Source organism: Arthrobacter sp. RCC_34, from assembly GCF_041360795.1.
Lineage (GTDB): Bacteria > Actinomycetota > Actinomycetes > Actinomycetales > Micrococcaceae > Arthrobacter_E.
Genome location: NZ_JBFUPW010000004.1, coordinates 281207 through 300224, shown reverse-complemented (window position 1 = coordinate 300224; position 19018 = coordinate 281207). Strand labels below are relative to the sequence as shown.

Genomic DNA, 19018 nt, shown 5'->3' with positions numbered 1-19018 from the left:
CCAGCCCCGCGATGACGTTCAAGTTTAGTCCCGTTGACGCAATTTGATGGAATCGGAGGCGCTCAAGACGCCGTCTGTGATGCGGTATGACTGCCGGAGAAACCCCGGGATTCCGCGGTTTTTCCACGCTCCTGAAGAAATCCTGGGAGCCTCGTCACACCGTGCCGGAAACACCGGTTCCGCGGCCGCTCCGGCACGGCGGGCTCCCCACCCCAGCCGATACGCGTACTAGGCTTGGTGACCAAGGGAAAGGGAGCACAGTGGACTCTGAATTCGAGCAGCACACAGCAGGCGGACGGACCGTGATCTCTGATTCAGCGGTGGCCAAGGTCGCCGGGCTCGCGGCACGCGCCGTCGCGGGTGTCCATGCCCTCGGCACGGGAAGCACGCCCCGCGCGCTGGGCGCCATCCGCGACGCCGTCGGCAATCCGGACCACGTTCCCGGGGTTCGCGCCGAGGTCGGCGAGACCCAGGTGGCGGTGGACCTCACCCTCGTGGCCGAGTTCGGCTACCGCTTCCACGACATCGCCAACGCCGTCCGCGCCGCCGTCTACCAGGCGGTGGAGGACCTCGTGGGCATGGACGTGATCGAAGTCAACATCGAGATCAACGATGTCCAGCTGCCCGGCGCCAAGCAGGACAACCGCCCCGCCCGTGGCGCAGCCGCCCCGACCCCGCAGGAACTTCCGCAGGGCACCGGGCCGGACGCCGTCGTCGTCGAAGGAAAGCGAGTCCCATGAACCACACCCTGAGCGGTATCGCCATCGGAGCATTCCTGGCCTTCATGTCCTTCCAGTTCGGCTGGTGGGGCTTCCTGGTCTCCCTCATCTTCATGGCCGTGGGCGCCATACTGGGCCGCGCGGCCGAAGGCCGGATCGACCTCCGCCGGGTCCTGGACGCCCTGACGGGACGGCGCTCCTCCTCATGACCGACGCCGCCGTGGCACCGGCAGGGACCCCCGCACCGCAGCAGCGTGTCCTGGCCGGTCACAACCGATTCAGCACGCAGGCCCTCACCAGCCTGGCGAAAGCGGCCTGCGCCGAAGCCCTGGACGTTCCGGCGCAGGAGGTGCGCGTCGAATGGCGCGACGACGACGGCCTCCTCGCCTTGAGCGTGGTGAGCCCCGTGAGCATCCCGGCGCTGAGCGAGGTGGTCCGCGACGCCTCGGCACTAGCCTCCGGCACCATCTGGGACCGCGCCGTCCACGCGAAATCGGCCATCCGTGCGCGCGTCATGCAGTTGAGCGGCTCCGAGCTGAGCCGAGTGGACATCCGGATCTCGGGCGTGGTGCACCGCACCGCGGGAAGGGTCAGGTGAGTGGGCGTGTCCGTTGAACCGCTGTCCGCCGAAGAGGAGCGCCGCTTCCTCGACGAGGTCACCCGCCGGGAACTCACGCCGTCGCGCTCCGTCGCGGCGCTCCTCGCCGGGATCCTCGTCATTCTGCTCTGCGTCTACCTCATGCTGGAGTCCGTGCTGGCGCTGTTCCGCCTGCCGGGCTGGCTGATCGACCCGGATCGCGCCCTCGACTGGATCGCGACACTGCCCGCCGGCGGGCCCGCTCCGGTCCTGGCCCTCGGCGGCGCCGTGCTCGCCATGGTCGGGCTGATCTTCCTGCTCGTCGCCGTCTTCCCGGGACGCAGGGCCCGGCACAGCATGCCCCATCCCACGCTGGCCGTGGTGGTGGACGATGAAGTGGTGGCTTCCACCCTGGCACGCCGCGCGCGGCTGGCCGCCAATGTCTCCTCCGCGCAGGTCATGGTCACGGTGGCGCAGTCACAGGTGGTCGTCAACGTCCGCCCCACCTCGGGCCTGCGCGTGACCCCGGAGGCGGTGGAGCGAGCCGTCACGGACGAACTCGGGGCCATGGGACTGGAACCGCGGCCCAGCGTCACGGTCAACATCGCGAGCACGGGAGTGGTGGGCGCATGAACGGCACACCGAGAAGGATCAATCGCTTCTTCACCGGCCTCGTGGGACTGGTGGTGCTGGCAGCCGGGGTCTTCCTGATGGTGGTTTCAGCCGTCCCGGCCGTGGCGCAGGCCTGGCACCGGGTGGCGGAGCAGTGGGTGGAGTGGTTCCACCGCCGTTACGAGTCCACGCCGCTGCTCGCCAGCAGCTGGATCTACCTGGTGGCCGTCGCCGTGCTGCTGGTGATCGTGCTGCTCACGGTCCGGTGGATCTCCGTCCAGGGCCAGGGCCGGGTCAGCCTCCTGGTGGACCGCGCCGATGATTCGCCGACGCTGGGTGATGTCACCATCAGCGGCAATGTCGCCGAACAGATGCTCCGCGCGGCTCTGGCAGGCCGGAGCGATCTGCTCGGCTTGTCGGTGGGCACCTACCAGTACCGCGGCGTCACCGGGCTCCGCGTCCGGCTGTATCCCCGCAAGGGCGCCTCGCCGCAGAAGCTGGTCCGGGAGGTCGGCGTGCTCCTGCAGGGGCTCGACGCGACGGTCGGGCAGCACACCCCGGTGCTGCTCCACCTGGGAACCGGTACCCGGGCGTTGTTCACGCGTGAGGAACGAGTGCTCTGAGTTTTCGGGGTGCGCTGGAGCTTTTCGGGTACTGCGTTTTTCGGGGTGCGGCAGTGTGTCTCAGGAAGACGTGTCTTCGCTGCTGACCACCTCCGACGCCGGATCGGCCTTGCTCCTGAGCGATGTGCCGTCTAGCTTGAAGGTGGAGTCAGCCTGACACCGGGCAAGCCGCCGACCAGCGCTTGCACAGCCACCGAGCATGCAGGAGTCATCATGAGTGAGAACATTCCGGGCGCCGAGGAAGTCAACAACGCGGCCGACACCGCCGGCGAAGCCGTGAAGAACGCGGCCGACACCGCCGCGGAGAACGCCCCCGAGGGCACCCGCGAATTCGTGGATGGCGCCGTCGAGAACGTCAAGAACTTCACCGAGGACGCCGTCGGGAACGTCAAGGAGTTCGCCGGTGACGCCACCGAGAACGTCAAGGAGTTCGCGGGCGACGCCGTTGAAAACGTGAAGGAATTCGCGGGCGACGCTGCCGAGAACGTCAAGGAGTTCGCCGGTGACGCGGTGGAGAACGCCAAGGGTCTCGGCGCGAAGATCGCCGGCTTCTTCAAGGGCGACAAGTAGCACATAGGCGTAATCGCCTGAGCCAGCACGCCGCGAAGGGCGGGCCCCGGAGTGATCCGGCGCCCGCCCTTCGTCATGTGCCCCACCGGCGTGCGCGGCGGGTGAGCCGCCGTCAGCTCTTGCCCGGCACCAGGTAGACGGTGGTGTCGGACGGCACCTTGTCCTCGACCGGTCCGCTGGCGAGTGCCAGGGAGAATCCGGCCGGCAGCGCCACGGGGGAGTCGCCCATGTTGGTCAGCACGAGCACGCCGCTGTTCAGGAACGCCACGACGCCGTGGGCCGGGTCGTGCAGCGCGGACCACAGGTGGGAGCCCCGCCCGAGACCGTGTTCCCGCCGGAAGGCCAGTGCCGCGCGGTAAAGCTCGAGCGTGGAGCCGTCGACGCCGTCCTGCACATCCGCCGCGTGCTCGGCGAAGGATTCGGGCTGCGGAAGCCACGGCTTGGCGCCATTCCGTGGTCCGTGCAGGCTGAAGCCATACCCGGGGGCGTCCGCGGTCCACGGGAGCGGCACGCGGCAGCCGTCACGGCCGCGCTCCTCGCCGTGGGTGCGGAAGAAGGACGGGTCCTGGCGTGCTTCGGCGGGGAGCGTGGTGTGCTCCGGAAGCCCCAGTTCCTCGCCCTGGTACAGGTAAGCGGATCCGGGCAGTGCCAGCTCCACGAGGGTCGCGGCGCGGGCGCGCGCCAGGCCGAGCGCGGCGTCGGGCTGCTCGTCCTCGGCCGCGATGCCCTTGGGGAAGGTGGTGGGGTCGCTGAGACCGAAACGGCTGGGGTGCCGCACGGTGTCGTGGTTGCTCAGCACCCAGGTGACGGGCGCCCCGACGGCGGCCACGGCCTCGATCGAGGCGTCGATCGAGGTGGCGAGCCGCTCGGCGTCCCAGCCGGCCAGCAGGAAGTCGAAGTTGAAGGCCTGCTGCATCTCGTCCGGACGGACATACCGGGCCAGCCGTTCGGCGGGCTCCACCCAGGCCTCGGCCACGAGCATCCGGTCGCCCGGGTATTCGGCGAGGAGCCGGTGCCAGTCGCGGTAGATCTCGTGGACGCCGTCCTGATCGAAGAAGGGCGCCTTCGAGAGGTCCTGGCCGCTGCCGGTGCCCTTCTCCTGGGTGGCTTCGCCTTCGGTGATGGAGCCTTCCACCATGGCGGCGGCGCCTTCCCAGTCCGGAAGACCCTTGGCTTTGATCATGCCGTGGGCGACGTCCACCCGGAAGCCGTCCACCCCCTTGTCCAGCCAGAAACGGAGGACGGAACGCATCTCCTCGCGGACCTCTTCGTTATCCCAATTGAGATCCGGCTGCTTGGTGTCGAAGAGGTGGAGATACCACTCACCGGGGGTTCCGTCGGCGTTCGTGGTCCGGGTCCAGGCAGGTCCACCGAAAATGGAATTCCAGTTGTTGGGCTCGATCTCGCCGTTCTCGCCCTTGCCGGGGCGGAACATGTAGCGGGCGCGCTCGGGCGAGCCGGGGCCGGCGGCGAGGGCCTCCTGGAACCAGACGTGCTCGTCCGAGGTGTGGTTGGGCACGAGGTCCACGATCACCTTCAGGCCCAGTTCATGAGCCTTTTCGAGCATTCCGTCGAAGTCCTCGTTGCTGCCGAAGAGCGGGTCGACCACGCGGTAATCGGCCACGTCATACCCTGCGTCCGCCTGCGGCGACTTGTAGAAGGGGCTCAGCCAGACGGCGTCGACCCCCAGCTCCGCCAAGTACGGAAGCTGCTGCGTGATGCCCGGGATGTCCCCCATGCCGTCGCCGTTCCCGTCGGCGAACGAGCGCGGGTAGACCTGGTATACCACTGCGTCGGACCACCAGGTGCCGTGGCGTGCCTCGTGGGATTCGGGTGCGGTCTGCGGCACGGGAGAACCTTCCTAACGATTCTATGTAAACGCTTGCATCGGACGATGGAAGCTTACTAATGTGATCTACGCAACATCAACCCGACTGGGAAGACTTGCTTCGCTCACTGAGGAGTCATCTGCAATGAAACCACGTAAATTCCTTGTGCCGGCCGCAGCGGTCGCTGTTCTGGCTGTAACCCTCACCGCCTGTGGCGGCGGGAGTGGGTCTGGCAACGGAGGGGGCGGCAACGATGCCGCGTCACAGGGCCTCGACGGACGCGGCCCGATCACCTTCGTGACCGGCAAGGACAACTCGAATGTCTGGCGTCCCACCATCGACCGCTGGAACTCGGCCCACCCGGACCAGAAGGTCACGCTCAAGGAACAGACCGACAACGCCGACCAGCAGCACGACGATCTGGTTCAGCACTTCCAGGCCAACGACGCCAACTACGACGTCGTGACCGTGGACGTCGTCTGGTCCGCGGAGTTCGCTGCCAAGGGCTGGCTCCAGCCGCTCAAGGACAAGGTGGCGGTGGATTCCACCAAGCTGCTGCCCGCCACGGTCAAGGCCGCGACCTACAACGGCACCCTCTACGCCGTGCCGATCTCCTCGGACGGCGGTCTCCTGTACTACCGCAAGGACCTGGTCCCCACCCCTCCGAAGACGTGGGACGAGATGATGTCCATGTGTTCGATCGCCAAGCAGCACAACATGAGCTGCTACGCCGGCCAGTACCAGAAGTACGAAGGCCTGACGGTGAACGCGGCCGAGGCCATCAACACCTTCGGCGGCAAGATCGTCGATGACCAGGGCAAGGCCGCCGTGAACACTCCGGAGGCCAAGGCCGGTCTGTCCAAGCTCGTGGATGCCTACAAGAGCGGCAACATCCCCAAGGAAGGCATCACCTACCAGGAGGAACAGGGCCGTCAGGCCTTCGAGGACGGCAAGCTCCTCTTCCTGCGCAACTGGCCGTACGTCTACAACCTCGCCAAGAGCGACGGCGCCTCCAAGGTGAAGGACACCTTCGGCGTCGCGCCTCTCCCGGGCAAGGACGGCCCCGGCGCCTCCTCGCTGGGCGGCCACAGCGCAGCCATCAGCGTGTACTCCAAGAACAAGGCCACCGCGCATGACTTCGCTAACTTCCTGATCCAGGACGAGCAGCAGAAGTTCTTCGCCACCCAGGGCTCCCTGGCCCCGGTGACCGCGGACCTCTACAAGGATCAGGCGATCGTGGCCAAGCTGCCGTACATGCCGACGCTGCTGACCTCGATCCAGAACGCGGTTCCGCGTCCGGTGACCCCCTTCTACCCGGCAGTCACCAAGGCGGTTCAGGACAACTCCTACGCCGCGATGAAGGGTGAGAAGACCGTCGATCAGGCACTGAGCGACATGCAGGCCGCCATCGACGCGGCCAGCGCGTCCAAGTAGCCGACCAGGTGGGGGCCCGCTCGCGGGCGGGCCCCCACCATCGCCCCGTGCGCGGGGCCATCGACCAGGGGAACACCACAGAGGAGTCACCATGTCCACAGATGCCCCCTCGCAGACGCGGGGCACCACCACCGGCGGCGGCGCGGGGAAAGGGTCCAAAGGCGGACCCGGCCTGGCCGGCGCGGAAAGCGCCGACCGGCGCGAAGTGACGCAGGGCCGCTGGGCCTACACGCTGCTCACACCCACCTTGATCCTGCTGGCCGTGGTGATCGTCTACCCGATCATCAACGCCATCATCATGTCCTTCCAGAAGGACGCCGGCCTCGACCCGGCCACCGGCTTCTTCGTCCAGGGCGGCTTCGCCGGAGCCGACAACTACGTCCACTGGCTCCTGCAGCAGTGCAACGGCCAGGCCTGCCCTCCCGGCACCCTCGGTTCCCAGTTCTGGAACGCGATGGGCACCACCTTCTTCTTCACCATCATCACGGTGATCCTGGAGACCATCCTCGGTTTCTGGATGGCCGTCATCATGGCGCGCGCCTTCAAGGGCCGCAGCATCATCCGCGCCGCCGTCCTGGTGCCGTGGGCCATCCCCACCGCCGTCACGGCCAAGCTGTTCTTCTTCATGTTCGCCTTCGACGGCATCATCAATCAGCTTTTCGGCACGCAGATCCTCTGGACGGGTTCCGAAGGGCCCGCCCGCTGGGCCATCATCATCTCCGACGTCTGGAAGACCACCCCGTTCATGGCGCTGCTGATCCTGGCGGGTCTTCAGCTCATCCCGGACGAGGTCTACGAGGCCGCGAAGGTGGACGGCGCCAGCGCCTGGCAGCGGTTCACCCAGATCACGCTCCCGCTGGTGCGGCCGGCCCTGATGGTCGCCATCCTGTTCCGCACCCTCGACGTGCTGCGCATGTACGACCTGCCCGCCATCATGACCGGCGGCGCCAACAACACCACCACCCTCTCCATCCTGGTGGTGCAGCAGGTCAGACAAGGCCTCAACGGGGCGTCCGCGCTGTCCACCATCACCTTCCTGGTGATCTTCCTGGTGGCATTCATCTTTGTCCGCTTCCTCGGCGCCAACGCCGTGGAGTCCGCCGCACCGAAGAAGAAGTGACATGAGCAACGCAGTCAGCACCGCCTCCGCAACCACGCGCCGTCGTGCCTTCAGCTGGGCGCCGGCCCGCACCTACATCCAGGCCGCCGTCATCCTCGTCTGGTGTCTCGCGCCCTTCTACTGGATGATCGTCACGGCGTTCCGCGATGTCGGCTTCACCTTCGACCCGACGCCGTTCTTCACCCACGTCACGTTCGACAACTTCCGCACCGTGTTCGACGAGAGCCTGGGCAACCACTTCGCCCAGAACCTCCTGAACAGCCTGATCGTGGCGGGCACCACCACAGTGATCTCCCTGGTGGTCGGCGTGTTCGCGGCCTACGCCCTGGCCCGGTTGAAGTTCCGCTTCAAGGAACTGGTCCTCGGTTTCATCCTGGGCGCGTCGATGTTCCCCGCCGTCGCCTTGATCACGCCGCTGTTCCAGTTCTTCACCGGGATCGGCTGGATGGGCACCTACCAGGCCCTGATCATCCCGAGCATCTCCTTCTCCCTGCCCCTGGCGGTCTACACGCTCACGTCCTTCTTCCGTGAGATGCCGTGGGAGCTGGAGGAGGCGGCCCGGATCGACGGCTGCACGCAGGGCCAGGCGTTCCGGAAGGTCATCCTTCCGCTCGCCGCACCCGCGACGTTCACCACCGCGATCCTGACCTTCATCGGCGCCTGGAACGAGTTCCTGATCGCCAGCCAGCTCTCGGTGGATTCCACCAAGACCGTCACCGTGGCCATCGCCTCCTTCGCCGGCGCCCAGCCGCATCAGGAGCCGTACACGGCCGTCATGGCCGCCGGAACCGTGGTCACCATCCCCCTGGTCATCCTGGTGCTGGTGTTCCAGCGCAAGATCGTGGCCGGTCTGACCGCAGGCGCGGTCAAGTGAGCAAGCAGCAGTCCTCCGCGGACGACGACGGCCGGCGCGCCGCCGCCGTCCGCGGACGGACCGTGGGCGGATGGGAAGGCCCGGCCCGGGAGGAGCCGGAGCGGAAGCCCAGCCGTCGCCTCCTCAGAAGCGCCGAGGATCTGGATATCGTCCTGGGGATGCTGGGGTTCTGGACCCTGGTCCTCTTCGGCACCACGGTGTGGATGGAGGTTACGGGACAGCCGGCCCTCGGCTGGGCCCTCGGCCTGCTCGCGGCGGTGCTCGCCGTCTGGGGATTGATCAGGCTCCGCAGGCGTCTGCCGTCCCGGGCCATGGGCCGTCGCAACTGAGCACGAGGCGTCATCGACTGTGACGTGACATGGCACGCGTGGTTCAATTCATGATCCGGAGAACCTGAGGAGTGTGACTGGCATGGCTGCGCGTGCCGCCCGTGGTGGGCATCATGGCGTGAGCATCGAGGATGTGGCTGCCGCGGCGGGCGTCTCGACGGCGACCGTCTCCCGGGCCGTCCGAGGCCTTCCGAGGGTCTCTGAACAGACCCGCCAGCGCATTCTGGACGTCGCCTCCGAACTCGGCTACGTGGCCTCGTCCGCGGCGTCCGGCCTGGCGACGGGCCGGACCCGCACCATCGGGGTCCTGGCGCCGTATGTGGACCGCTGGTTCTTCTACAAGGCCCTGGAAGGCGTGGAGCGCGAGCTCCACGAGCAGGGTTACAACCTGTCGCTGTTCAGCCTCGACAGCCGCTCCGGCGAACGGCAGCGGACCTTCAGCAAGACCATGGTCGCGAAACACATCGATGCGCTCCTGGTGCTCTGCATGGCGCTGTCCATCGACGAGATCCAGGAGCTCCGCCGTCTCGACATCCCGCTGGTCGCGGTGGGCGGGCCGGTGGAGGGCTGCTCCAGCATCGGCATCAACGACGTGGACGCGGCGGCTCTCGCCACCCGCCACCTGCTGGACCTCGGGCACCGCGACATCGGCGTCCTGCATGGCCAGGACGATGACGAGGACCTCAATTTCCAGGTCCCCGAGCTGCGCGTGAACGGGTTCCACGAGGAGCTCGCCCGTGCAGGGGTCGAGTACCACGCGGAGTGGGAGGTGCGGGGGAACTTCACCCTCGCGAGCGGAGCCGAGGCGTTCGAGGAACTCTGGAACCGGCCGGGCCCCAAACCTACGGCGCTCATGTGCGCCTCCGATGAGATGGCCATGGGCGTCATCCTGCAGGCGCAGCGCCGTGGACTGCGAGTGCCGGAGGATCTTTCGGTGATCGGGATCGACGACCATGAGTTCTCACCGGTCATGGGGCTGAGCACCGTGGCCCAGGACCCGGTGGCTCAGGCACGGCTCGGGACGCGCATGCTGCTCGACGAGCTGGCCGGCAAGGCGGGATCCGTCCACGATGTGCACGCGGACTTCGAGCTGAAGAGCCGGACGTCCACCGCGCCGCTGTCGTAGCTCTTTTGTCGGCGCGGGTCTGGTTCAGCTGGCGCGGCCCAGGTGCCGCAGCGGCACCCATCGCGTGATGAGACGCTGATACGCGGCGGCCGCGCCCGTCATATCGCCCTCCGCGAGGCACTCGATGCCCATGCGGACATCGCTGGGGGACTCATCCGGATAGACCCGGTCCGCCAGGGCGCCGTAGTCCAGTTCCAGGACACTGCTGGTGTGGAAACGCTCCAGCCACGCGACCACACGGGTCATCTCGTCCAGGAAGTCCAGCTCCGGGGCGCCGAGAGAGAGCGCGGCCACGAGGGTGCGGGAACGCGAGATCGCCTCCGCCACCGGGGTGTAGAGGCGCAGGGTGGCGATGCTGCCATCCCGGTTGTTGAGCATCTCCTGGCGGTCGCCCTCGTGGAAGAAGATGAACCACGCGAACGGAACGCCCCAAGTGGCGGTGCGGGTGAACAGCAGATCCGAGTCGATCAGACCGGAGTCCACCAAAGTCTTGAGCCGTTCCTGATGCCGTTCGGTGGCGTCCACCGGGACGATCCGCTCCAGACTTTCCGAGCTCGACCCGTCCGTCAGCTCCTCCGCGGCCAGTGCGGAACGGAGCACCGTCTGGTTCGGGCAGTACAGCAGAACACCCCGCTCGCTGGGATCGGCGAGGGCGCGCGAAAGCTCGGCGCGGCTGCCCGGGTACGGGTCGTTGGGCTTCCGCAGGAGCCGGTGAAGGGTGCTGCGCAGTTCGCGGCGCTCGACGTCGTCGCGCATCTGCCGCAGCTCCGAGGCACTGAGGATCGCCCGCTCGGTCAGATCGCCGTACTGCGCGACGATGGCGCGCCGCTGTGGGGCGCCGAAGGCGTCGAGCGGCTGATAGACGCGCAGCGCGGAGATGTAGGGGAACCCCATGGGGGAGTCGTAGAAGGTCATCGGCTTCCCGGCCGCGCGCTGGGCATCGCTCAGTCCGCGAGTTCGACGATCACGGGGGCGTGGTCGCTGGCTCCCTTGCCCTTGCGCTCCTCACGGTCGATCACGGCGCCGGTCACGCGGGAAGCGAGGGCCGGGGACGCCATGACGAAGTCGATGCGCATGCCCTCCTTCTTGGGGAAGCGGAGCTGCTTGTAATCCCAGTAGGTGTAGACACCGGGCCCGGGGTTGAGCGGGCGAACCACGTCTGTGAAGGAGGCCTCTTCGAAGGCGTGGAAGGCGGCGCGTTCCGGGGCGGAGACGTGCGTTAGCCCTTCCTCGATGAAGAAGTCGATGTCCCAGACGTCGTCATCCTGGGGTGCGATGTTCCAGTCGCCCATGAGCGCGATCTGGGCGGCGGGGTCGGTGTCCAGCCAGGCCTCGGCGTTGGCCTTCAGGGTGTCCAGCCACTCCAGCTTGTACGGCATGTGCTCGTCATCCAGGGCGCGGCCGTTGGGCACGTACAGACTCCAGACGCGGACGCCGTTGCAGGTGGCGCCGATGGCACGGGCCTCCTGCTCCGGGTTCACCCCGCCCTTGCCGAACGTCGGCTGGCCGGGGAAGGTGCGCTCGACGTCCTCCAGACCCACGCGGGAGGCGATGGCCACCCCGTTCCACTGGCTGAACCCGAAATGCGCCACCTCATAGTCCATGCGCTCGAAGAGCTCCCAGGGGAAGTTCTCGTCCTTGCACTTGGTCTCCTGGATGGCCAGGACATCGCAGTCACTGCGTTCCAGCCAGGCCTCCACACGGTCGGCGCGGGCACGGAGGGAATTGACGTTCCAGGTGGCGATCTTCACGCTCCCAAGCTATCAAAGCGGACTGACAGTTTGGTGACCCGCGGCGTCACCATCGGAATACGATCCGGCGACGCGGGGTTGCCCATCATCGTGAGCCAACTTTTCAGTGAAGCAGTCCTGTCAGCCCCGTCCGGCCAGCTCACGCTGCGCAACCGGACCTTCCTCGCTCCCATGTGCATGTACTCCGTGGATGCGCGCGACGGCGTGCCGACCGCCTGGCATCAGGCGCACCTGGGCGCCCGCGCCGCCGGCGGTTTCGGCATGGTGATCACCGAGGCCACCGCCGTGGTGCCGGAGGGACGGATCTCCCCGGAGGACCTCGGCCTGTGGAACGACGAGCAGGTGGAGGCCTTCAAGCCGATCATCTCCTTCATCAAGAGCCAGGGCGCCGCGGCCGGCGTGCAGCTGGCCCATGCCGGTGGCAAGGCCTCCACGTACGGCTGGCTGCCGCGCTGGGTGGACCGGGGTCTGACCGGGTCCGTCCCGGTGGACGACGGCGGCTGGGTCACCGTGGCGCCGTCCGTCACCTCGGTCCATGGTCTGGCCGAGTCGCATGAGCTGACCGTCGACGAGATCCAGGAGTCCGTCGCCTCCTGGGCCGCCGCCGCCCGTCGCGCCGATGAGGCCGGCTTCGACTTCATCCAGATCCACGCCGCCCACGGCTACCTGGTGCACCAATTCCTGTCCCCGCTGAGCAACACCCGCACGGACTCCTATGGAGGCTCCTACGAGGGCCGGACCCGGTACCTGCGGGAGGTCGTGGCCGCGGTGCGTGAGGTCTGGCCGGCCGACAAGCCGCTGGGTGTGCGGTTCTCCGGGTCCGACTGGGTCGAGGGCGGCTGGACCATCGAGGAGACCGCCCGTCTCGCGGTGGAACTCCGGGCCGAGGGAGTGACCGTGTTCGACCTGTCCAGCGGAGGCATCGGCGCGTACCACGGTCCCACCGGCCCGGGGTATCAGATCGCGCTCGCGGCCGAGGTGAAGAAGGCCCTGGCCGCGGACGCCGAGGAGCGCGGCGTGGAGAACGACGCCTTCGTCAGCGCCGTCGGCATGATCAACGAAGCGCAGCAGGCCGAACAGGTCCTGGTGAACGGCCAGGCGGACGGCGTCTCGATCGCCCGGGCCGCCCTCAAGGAGCCGAACTGGCCCGCGCTCGCGGCCCGCTCCCTCGGCGAACCCCTGGACAAGACCCCGTTCGCACCGCAGTACTGGCGCGCGCACTGGTGAGGTGAGTCCTGCGGGGCGGACCCGCTGAAACAGTGGATTCCCGTCGAAACAGTGTGTTTAACACGCGGTTTCGGCGGGAATCCACTGTTTCAGGGGGGCGGGACGTGCTGGGACAGGTGAAAAATCTGTCGAAATCTTGTCGCAAGCTGTCCGCATGGAGGGTGGAGCCTGGCTTTGAGGAGTGAGGAGCGAATGACTCGTTCCCGCCCGAAGAAGGAGGAGAAACCTTGCGCATCTACCAGAACTTGACCCGTTCGCTCAGGCTCGTGGCTGACGACCCCATCCGACCCTTGCGGACGGGTTTCCGACGGCCCGGTCGTGAGGAGATCGAGCACCTTTCGAATCGTCCTCGTGCCGAAGTCGAGACTCTGCTCGAAGAGAAGCAACGGGGGATCACCGACCCGGCCTGGGGGCATCTCCTGAACTTCGTGGGAATCATCGGTCTCGCTTTTTCGGTGGTGAGCACCGGACTCATCGCATTCGCCGGGTTCATGGCGGAGGATCCACGACTGCAGACGAAGCTGACCGTCCAGGACGCCGGACAGACCTATGTGGAGGTGATGTGGATGCTCTGTAGCTTGGCTGCGCTCCTGATCATCTTCTATGCCGCCGTGAGTTTCCGGGCAAACCTGTATCGGAACCGGTGCATCGAGTGGAGTATCGCCGCGAAATCGGCGTTGAGGCTCATGGACGAACGAAGCGACGCTCAGAACCCGCCGCTTCCGGTCGCGGCTCAAGCGACGTCCCTGGCCGTCCCCTGAAACAGTGGATTCCCGTCGAAACAGTGTGTTTAACACGCGGTTTCGACGGGAATCCACTGTTTCGGGGCTGGGGTGAAGTGAGGCGGGGACGGTCAGCCCCTGGCGATCGGCCTCACAGGCGCGGTCGCCCGCGCCTCCCGCGCATCCTGGACCTGCTGGCCCGACACCAGGCCCGGCAGGCCACGGCCCTTCGCGCTGAACACCAGCGCCCCGAGGGACACGAGGACGAACAGGGATTCCACCCAGTCGAACCCCTCCGGGAGAAGGCCGAGCAGCGCATAGCCGCCGATCCCGCCGAGCAGGCGCAGGAGCCGGGCAAGCGGGCGGGGGAGGGGCCCGCCGTCGTACTGGAGCTGGACCGCCTGGTCGCCGACGGTGCGTCCGCTTACCAGCGTGACCACCAGCCACACCAGGAACGCGACGCCGGTGCCGACCACCCCGGAGTAGTCGTCCTGGTTGAGTGCTTCGCGGTCGTTGAGGACGTAGAGCAGGACCGCGCGGATGCCGACCGTGATCGACACGCTGAGCAGGACGAACGCCAGCCAGTCGCACAGCACCCCCAGGAAGCGCCGGGGTTTGGTGACCGGACGCGCGACGTCGGCGGCCGGAGTGACGCTGTGCCGTCGCCCGACGAACGGCAGAGCGATGAGGGAGCCGAGGAGGGCGCCGAGGGTGTTGGCCATCAGGTCGTCGACGTCGAAGAATCGGTAGGCGCACGGGTACAGCCCCCACACGCCGGTCAGCTGGGTGAACTCGATCAGCGCCGTCGTCGCCAAGCCGGTCAGGGTCGCGATCACGACGCCCCGCCCGCCCAGCACCCGGATGAAGAACCCGAGCGGCATGAACAGCACCACGTTGAAGACCACCTGCAGGACCGCGAAGTCCATGACGGCCGCTCGGAGGCCGCCACCGGATGACGCCAGCGAATCCCGGATGTGCTGGACGAAGGCGAACGGCTGAACGTTCGCCCCGACGCACTGGTAACCGGCCGGGTCGGGCAGGGGCAGCAGCGTGTACGTCCAGATGGCCCAGAAGTACACGAGCGCGGCGCCCCAGAGGACGAAGCGTCCGGCGGTGAGACGGCCCCGTCTCCGGTAGCTGGCGGCCACGAACGGGACGAAGAGCAGGATCCCGGTGACCAGGCCGAATCCCATGGCCATGAATGCGGACGTGAGGTGAACTGAGCGCATGACACGAGTGTTCCATCGGAGCGGCCGGACCGGGGCCGATAACCCGCTGTTTCAGGGTGAACTCGCGCACACCGTGAGTGAGTTCACCCGGCCTTCAGCACCAGCTCCACCACATCCCGCACCACATCCAGCGACTCGCGCAGTGCCTCACGGGACGTCAGGGTCTGCGCCCAGCGGTGGTCGAATGTGGCCGAGGCGAGCCGGGCCACCCGTCGGGCCTCGGTGAACGGGTCCGCGGTCCAGTCGAACTCCACGGAACGCACCGCTGACGGCTCCACCGGCGTCGACGGAGCATCCCGCACATGCACGGCCTGGTCGGTCACAAGGAACCCCACGCTCTCCATTCGACGCGCGAACAGGTTCTTCGCGTGCAGCCCGGCGAACAGCAGCGGCGCCTCGCCGAGCAGCACGGCCTCTTCACCCAGGTCCTCGACGGCCGCCGCGAACACCTCGTCCTGATCGTCCAGGGGATGGCCGGTCAGCCCGGGGGCGAACAGCAGGAACCGCACAGGCCCCTGCCTGCGGGACACCAGCTCCGCGATGTCCTCAGCGCGCACGGTCATCGCATCCCCTCGCGGCGCAGTGCCTTCGCGATGGCGGCGGCCCGCGAATCCACCCCGAGCTTCGCGTAGATGTGCGCCAGATGGGTCTTGACCGTGGCCTCGGAAATGAACAGCTTCCGGCCGAGTTCCTTGTTCGAAAGCCCCTGGGTCAAGAGGGTCAGCAATTCCGCCTCCCGGGGTGTCAGCGCCTCGTCGGGGTTCCGCATCTGCTGGAAGAGCCGGCTCGCGACGGGCGCGCTCATGTGGCTCTGCCCCCGGGAGGCGCCCCGCACCGCGGCGAAGATCTCGTCCGGGGCGGCGTCCTTGAGGAGGTACCCCATGGCCCCGGCGTCGACGGCACGCACGATGTCCGCGTCCGAATCGTAGGTGGTGAACACCAGGACGGCCTGTGCGGGACGCTCGGCCCGCAGCCGCCGGATCGCTTCGATCCCGTCGATCCCCGCTCCCATGGCCAGATCCATCAGCACCACGTCCGGCGCCTGTTCCAGTGCGACCGCCACGCCCTCCTCACCCGAGGACGCCTCAGCCACCACCTTGATGTCCGGCTGGGTGCTGAGCAGTGCCCTGAGCCCGCTCCGCACCACCAGATGGTCGTCCACCAGCAGCACCGTGATCATGCCGTTCCTCCTTCCACTGCGCTGTCCTCCACCACGCCGGTGTCCCCGGCCGGGATCTCCACGCCGATGACCGTTCCCTCGCCCGGCGCGGATTCCACCGCGAAAGTGCCGCCGAGCTGTTCGACCCGCTGCCGCATGGCGCGCAGCCCGTACCCTCCGTCCGGGCCCGGCGCCGAGGTGGCGGCGGGCACGAAGCCCACGCCGTCGTCGTACACATCCAGCGTGACGGACCCCGGCAGATAGCCGAGAGTGACGCTCGCCCCCTGGGCGGAGGCATGCCGCTCGACGTTCGCCGCTGCGCTCTGGGCGATGCGCACGACGGCGTGCCGCACCTCGGGCGGCAGCGCCCGCGGGGTGCCGGTCACGTTGATCCGCATCGCCGGAACGTGGCGTCGGACGGCCACGGCCAGGGCCTCCTCCAGCGGCAGATCGGGTTCCCGGGCCGTCGCGAGATTGTGGACCAGCCCCCGGGTCTCCGCGAGGTTCACCCTGAGCTGTTCGGTCGCCTGCCGGACCTCGGGGCCCAGACCCTCCGTGCGATCCGCCGCCTCCAGCAGGAGCACCGTGCTCGCGAGGCCCTGCGTCACGGTGTCGTGGATTTCGCGGGCGACACGTTCCCGCTCCGCGAGAGTGCCGGCGGCCCGTTCCGCGGCGGCCGTCTGGGCCTGCGCGGTGCGCAGCTCCGCATTGAGCTGGGCCTGGCGGGACAGGGCGGCTTCCAGGCGGTCGTAGACGAGTGTGAGGACCAGCGCTGCGGCTGCCGGGCCCAGAAGCGCCGCGACGTCGGTGTACCCGCTGAGCTTGAACAGCCCCACGGACGTGCTCAGCGCCGTCAGCCCGGTCGCCAGCGCGGCGGCCTTCCCCGACACGGCGGACCGCCCGACGAAGAAGACCGCGAACGCACACCACGCGAAGCTCGGAGCGAGGATGACGAGCGCCGCCCAGACCGCTACGAGGATCCACAGGACCACGGGACGGGCAGGTCCGCGCAGCCGGACCGCGGCCGCGTACAGCACGCAGAGCGCGGCAGCCAGGACCAGGACGAGGGAATTCTCGTCCGGTCCATGCCGCAGCACGAATCGGATGAGTGAGGCGGTCAGAAGCACCGCGAAGCCACAGTGCACCGCCACGCCGAGATAGCGCTCGCGGCCTGCCGGGGGTGCGGTGATCATGGGGCCACTCTACGAGACCGCGCCGACAGGAAAGGCGCGTCTCATCCTTTTGGCTGAGACGGCCACCCGAAGGCATGACGAACCCCTGCCGGAACAGCCGATGTGCCCGGAACCGCACCTCGGAAGGATGGATGTCAGGAGTTCACGGATCCGTCAGGAAGGCCGGGGCAGACCCGGCACGCCGGGGTCCGTGGGCTCGCACCGAGACCACCGAAACCGATCCACGCACGATCCATTCCCGAAGGGCAGGCACATCATGGCCATCAGCAAGAGCAACATCAAGGTCCTCTCCGCAGCGGCGGCGGCGCTCCTCCTGACCGGCGGCATCACGGCCGCCGCGAACGCCGAACAGGTCTCCCAGCCTGCGGCCGCGCCCGCCGCGGAGACCGCCAATCGCCTTCCCACGGCGGACATCCCGGCCGGCGAGGGCACCACCGTCTCGCAGAACCGCATCTCCGCGACCGCCTCCGCCAAGGCCGTCCAGGCCGCCCTGGCCAAGTGCGTGGGTGACAAGCTCCCGTTCGTCTCGGTCACGGTCGTGGACCGTTTCGGCACGGTCCAGGCGGTTCTCCGGGGCGACAACGCCGCGCAGCACACCCTCGAGGCGTCGAAGCAGAAGGCCTACACCGCGGCGGCCTTCGGCGCCCCCACGAGTGAGCTGGCCGGACGCATCAGCGGCAACGGCAAGCCCTCCATCGCCGATCTGCCGGGCACCCTGTTCCTGGCCGGCGGTGTCCCGCTGAAGGTGAACGGCGTGTCCGTGGCGGGGATCGGCGTCGGCGGCGCACCCGACGGAGCCCTCGACGAGGCCTGCGCCGCAGCCGGCGCCGAGGCGATCCTGGGCCGCTAGGAGCCACGATGGAAGCCATGCCGACGCGTGGCGCCGTGCTGAAGGGGAGTCTGGCGGTCCTCACCGTCGGGCTCCTCGGCGCGTGCGCCCCGGGTTCCGCTCAGCCGGGCTCCACTCAGGCGCCCGACGACGACGCCGCGCCCCCCGCGCGGACCTCGCCGCCGGCGTCGTCCCCCACTCAGGAAGGGTCACCAGCCGCGGACAGCGGCAGTACGGCGTCGCCCGCCGCACTTGACGACAGGGCCCGCGCAGCCGCCCGATCCCGGCTGACGCAGACCCAACGGGACCGGCTGGACCAGGACCTCATCCGGACCGCGAAACGGAACGACCTCGCCGGGGTGAAACGCCTGATCGAGCAGGGCGGCGACGTCAACGCCAAGGACTCGATCCAGGATTCGGCCTTCCTCTACGCCGGAGCGGAAGGGTTCAATGAGGTACTGCGGCTCACCTTGGCGGCAGGCGCGGACGTGCGGAGCGTCAACCGGTTCGGCGGGACCGCGCTCATCCCGGCCTGCGAGCACGGACACGTCGAGACGATCCGGATCCTGATCGCGGCCGGGGTGCCCGTGAACCATGTGAACCGCCTCGGCTGGACGGGGATGCAGGAGGCGATCCTGCTGAACACGGGCGGGCCACGCCAGCAGGAAGCCGTCCGGCTCCTCCTGGCGGCGGGCGCGGACCCCGGCATCCGGGACCCGCAAGGCCCTCGACAACGCCCGGCGGAGGGGTTTCACAGAGATCGTGCGAATCCTCGAATCCCACCCCTGATCCACTGCTCCATACGATGCCGAAATCCCCGGAATTCCGCGCGGAATGACATCGTATGGAGCAGTCGATCAGGGGGCGGGAAATGTTGGAGCGCTCCAACAATCAGGTGTCCGTAGACACACCCAATTCCGGCCCGGCAACGTGGAGTTCCGAAGGGGAGTAGTTCAGTCCGGGGATGACCTCCGGACGCGCTGCGTCGACATGCTGACCGCCATCGTGGGTGGTCCGGCGCGCCACCTCACCGCGTGAGGCGAACGAGACCTTCGGCCATGAGTCGTGGCCGGAGATCTCTCCCGGGCCACGGCG

22 protein-coding genes are annotated in these 19018 nt (G+C 68.1%); 15 read left to right on the top strand and 7 right to left on the bottom strand.

Translation table 11 applies throughout. The features are described 5' to 3' along the window. Window positions 1-260 precede the first annotated feature (260 nt). From AB6732_RS15890 to AB6732_RS15865, 6 genes are all read left to right on the top strand, one after another. Window positions 261-740: an Asp23/Gls24 family envelope stress response protein gene (locus AB6732_RS15890; protein ID WP_370960857.1), complete on the top strand. Its 480-nt coding sequence runs from the start codon at window positions 261-263 to the stop codon at window positions 738-740. Further along, window positions 737-928: a DUF2273 domain-containing protein gene (locus tag AB6732_RS15885; protein ID WP_066217277.1), complete on the top strand. Its 192-nt coding sequence runs from the start codon at window positions 737-739 to the stop codon at window positions 926-928. The genes AB6732_RS15890 and AB6732_RS15885 overlap by 4 nt, the downstream gene beginning before the upstream one ends. Next, window positions 925-1317 (top strand): hypothetical protein, encoded by a 393-nt coding sequence (locus AB6732_RS15880; RefSeq protein WP_370960856.1) that lies wholly within the window; start codon window positions 925-927, stop codon window positions 1315-1317. Before AB6732_RS15885 ends, AB6732_RS15880 begins: the two co-directional genes overlap by 4 nt. 6 nt (window positions 1318-1323) lie before the next feature. Further along, window positions 1324-1929 (top strand): DUF6286 domain-containing protein, encoded by a 606-nt coding sequence (locus AB6732_RS15875; protein ID WP_370960855.1) that lies wholly within the window; start codon window positions 1324-1326, stop codon window positions 1927-1929. After that, window positions 1926-2531: a hypothetical protein gene (locus tag AB6732_RS15870; protein WP_370960854.1), complete on the top strand. Its 606-nt coding sequence runs from the start codon at window positions 1926-1928 to the stop codon at window positions 2529-2531. Before AB6732_RS15875 ends, AB6732_RS15870 begins: the two co-directional genes overlap by 4 nt. A 213-nt stretch (window positions 2532-2744) precedes the next feature. Then, on the top strand, window positions 2745-3101 hold the full coding sequence (locus AB6732_RS15865) for a hypothetical protein (protein ID WP_370960853.1): 357 nt from the start codon (window positions 2745-2747) through the stop codon (window positions 3099-3101). Window positions 3102-3213: 112 nt separating this feature from the next. Here the strand turns inward: AB6732_RS15865 and AB6732_RS15860 are convergent, their stop codons facing one another. After that, window positions 3214-4839 (bottom strand): glycoside hydrolase family 13 protein, encoded by a 1626-nt coding sequence (locus AB6732_RS15860; RefSeq protein WP_370961033.1) that lies wholly within the window; start codon window positions 4837-4839, stop codon window positions 3214-3216. A 235-nt stretch (window positions 4840-5074) separates the two neighbouring features. On the opposite strand from AB6732_RS15860, the gene AB6732_RS15855 reads away from it, so the two are divergent. The 5 genes from AB6732_RS15855 (at window position 5075) to AB6732_RS15835 (ending at window position 9813) form a co-directional block, all read left to right on the top strand. Beyond that, a complete protein-coding gene (locus tag AB6732_RS15855; RefSeq protein ID WP_370960852.1) occupies window positions 5075-6364 on the top strand; it encodes an ABC transporter substrate-binding protein in 1290 nt (429 codons plus the stop codon). Window positions 6365-6455: 91 nt separating this feature from the next. Continuing rightward, window positions 6456-7484, top strand: a complete 1029-nt coding sequence (locus tag AB6732_RS15850; protein WP_370960851.1) for a carbohydrate ABC transporter permease — start codon at window positions 6456-6458, stop codon at window positions 7482-7484. Window position 7485: 1 nt separating this feature from the next. After that, window positions 7486-8358 (top strand): carbohydrate ABC transporter permease, encoded by an 873-nt coding sequence (locus AB6732_RS15845; RefSeq protein ID WP_370960850.1) that lies wholly within the window; start codon window positions 7486-7488, stop codon window positions 8356-8358. Next, entirely contained in the window at window positions 8355-8687 is a 333-nt protein-coding gene (locus AB6732_RS15840; protein ID WP_370960849.1) for a hypothetical protein, read from the top strand. Before AB6732_RS15845 ends, AB6732_RS15840 begins: the two co-directional genes overlap by 4 nt. A gap of 73 nt (window positions 8688-8760) precedes the next feature. Next, the gene (locus AB6732_RS15835) at window positions 8761-9813 is read left to right on the top strand and encodes a LacI family DNA-binding transcriptional regulator (RefSeq protein ID WP_370960848.1); all 1053 of its coding nucleotides are present in this window, start codon (window positions 8761-8763) and stop codon (window positions 9811-9813) included. 24 nt (window positions 9814-9837) lie between these two features. Here the strand turns inward: AB6732_RS15835 and AB6732_RS15830 are convergent, their stop codons facing one another. Both AB6732_RS15830 and AB6732_RS15825 read right to left on the bottom strand, forming a co-directional pair. Next, a complete protein-coding gene (locus tag AB6732_RS15830) occupies window positions 9838-10728 on the bottom strand; it encodes a hypothetical protein (protein ID WP_370960847.1) in 891 nt (296 codons plus the stop codon). A 29-nt stretch (window positions 10729-10757) separates the two neighbouring features. After that, the gene (locus AB6732_RS15825) at window positions 10758-11564 is read right to left on the bottom strand and encodes an exodeoxyribonuclease III (RefSeq protein ID WP_066217261.1); all 807 of its coding nucleotides are present in this window, start codon (window positions 11562-11564) and stop codon (window positions 10758-10760) included. A 90-nt stretch (window positions 11565-11654) separates the two neighbouring features. Here AB6732_RS15825 and AB6732_RS15820 point away from each other — a divergent pair, with 90 nt between their 5' ends. Then, window positions 11655-12791, top strand: coding sequence for an NADH:flavin oxidoreductase/NADH oxidase (locus AB6732_RS15820; RefSeq protein ID WP_370960846.1), 1137 nt, complete (start codon window positions 11655-11657; stop codon window positions 12789-12791). Window positions 12792-13018: 227 nt separating this feature from the next. Next, window positions 13019-13552, top strand: coding sequence for a hypothetical protein (locus tag AB6732_RS15815; protein WP_370960845.1), 534 nt, complete (start codon window positions 13019-13021; stop codon window positions 13550-13552). 92 nt (window positions 13553-13644) lie between these two features. Here the strand turns inward: AB6732_RS15815 and AB6732_RS15810 are convergent, their stop codons facing one another. The 4 genes from AB6732_RS15810 to AB6732_RS15795 all read right to left on the bottom strand — a co-directional run bounded on the left by AB6732_RS15810 (window position 13645) and on the right by AB6732_RS15795 (window position 17094). After that, a complete protein-coding gene (locus tag AB6732_RS15810; RefSeq protein ID WP_370960844.1) occupies window positions 13645-14742 on the bottom strand; it encodes a VanZ family protein in 1098 nt (365 codons plus the stop codon). Between the two features lie 83 nt (window positions 14743-14825). Then, window positions 14826-15305 (bottom strand): hypothetical protein, encoded by a 480-nt coding sequence (locus AB6732_RS15805; RefSeq protein WP_370960843.1) that lies wholly within the window; start codon window positions 15303-15305, stop codon window positions 14826-14828. Further along, entirely contained in the window at window positions 15302-15922 is a 621-nt protein-coding gene (locus tag AB6732_RS15800) for a response regulator (protein WP_370960842.1), read from the bottom strand. The genes AB6732_RS15805 and AB6732_RS15800 overlap by 4 nt, the downstream gene beginning before the upstream one ends. Beyond that, on the bottom strand, window positions 15919-17094 hold the full coding sequence (locus AB6732_RS15795; RefSeq protein WP_370960841.1) for a sensor histidine kinase: 1176 nt from the start codon (window positions 17092-17094) through the stop codon (window positions 15919-15921). The genes AB6732_RS15800 and AB6732_RS15795 overlap by 4 nt, the downstream gene beginning before the upstream one ends. Window positions 17095-17350: 256 nt before the next feature. Here AB6732_RS15795 and AB6732_RS15790 point away from each other — a divergent pair, with 256 nt between their 5' ends. After that, the gene (locus tag AB6732_RS15790; protein WP_370960840.1) at window positions 17351-17944 is read left to right on the top strand and encodes a heme-binding protein; all 594 of its coding nucleotides are present in this window, start codon (window positions 17351-17353) and stop codon (window positions 17942-17944) included. 8 nt (window positions 17945-17952) lie between these two features. Further along, on the top strand, window positions 17953-18828 hold the full coding sequence (locus tag AB6732_RS15785) for an ankyrin repeat domain-containing protein (protein ID WP_370960839.1): 876 nt from the start codon (window positions 17953-17955) through the stop codon (window positions 18826-18828). Window positions 18829-19018 lie beyond the last annotated feature (190 nt).

Bases quoted from the DNA above. Each gene is read 5' to 3' on its own strand.
- AB6732_RS15790 (WP_370960840.1), top strand. From the start codon at position 17,351: ATGGCCATCAGCAAGAGCAACATCAAGGTCCTCTCCGCAGCGGCGGCG.
- AB6732_RS15855 (WP_370960852.1), top strand. From the start codon at position 5,075: ATGAAACCACGTAAATTCCTTGTGCCGGCCGCAGCGGTCGCTGTTCTG.
- AB6732_RS15870 (WP_370960854.1), top strand. From the start codon at position 1,926: ATGAACGGCACACCGAGAAGGATCAATCGCTTCTTCACCGGCCTCGTG.
- AB6732_RS15850 (WP_370960851.1), top strand. From the start codon at position 6,456: ATGTCCACAGATGCCCCCTCGCAGACGCGGGGCACCACCACCGGCGGC.
- AB6732_RS15880 (WP_370960856.1), top strand. From the start codon at position 925: ATGACCGACGCCGCCGTGGCACCGGCAGGGACCCCCGCACCGCAGCAG.
- AB6732_RS15830 (WP_370960847.1), bottom strand. From the start codon at position 10,728: ATGACCTTCTACGACTCCCCCATGGGGTTCCCCTACATCTCCGCGCTG.
- AB6732_RS15805 (WP_370960843.1), bottom strand. From the start codon at position 15,305: ATGACCGTGCGCGCTGAGGACATCGCGGAGCTGGTGTCCCGCAGGCAG.
- AB6732_RS15795 (WP_370960841.1), bottom strand. From the start codon at position 17,094: ATGATCACCGCACCCCCGGCAGGCCGCGAGCGCTATCTCGGCGTGGCG.
- AB6732_RS15785 (WP_370960839.1), top strand. From the start codon at position 17,953: ATGGAAGCCATGCCGACGCGTGGCGCCGTGCTGAAGGGGAGTCTGGCG.
- AB6732_RS15800 (WP_370960842.1), bottom strand. From the start codon at position 15,922: ATGATCACGGTGCTGCTGGTGGACGACCATCTGGTGGTGCGGAGCGGG.
- AB6732_RS15885 (WP_066217277.1), top strand. From the start codon at position 737: ATGAACCACACCCTGAGCGGTATCGCCATCGGAGCATTCCTGGCCTTC.
- AB6732_RS15810 (WP_370960844.1), bottom strand. From the start codon at position 14,742: ATGCGCTCAGTTCACCTCACGTCCGCATTCATGGCCATGGGATTCGGC.
- AB6732_RS15860 (WP_370961033.1), bottom strand. From the start codon at position 4,839: ATGGGGGACATCCCGGGCATCACGCAGCAGCTTCCGTACTTGGCGGAG.
- AB6732_RS15865 (WP_370960853.1), top strand. From the start codon at position 2,745: ATGAGTGAGAACATTCCGGGCGCCGAGGAAGTCAACAACGCGGCCGAC.
- AB6732_RS15845 (WP_370960850.1), top strand. From the start codon at position 7,486: ATGAGCAACGCAGTCAGCACCGCCTCCGCAACCACGCGCCGTCGTGCC.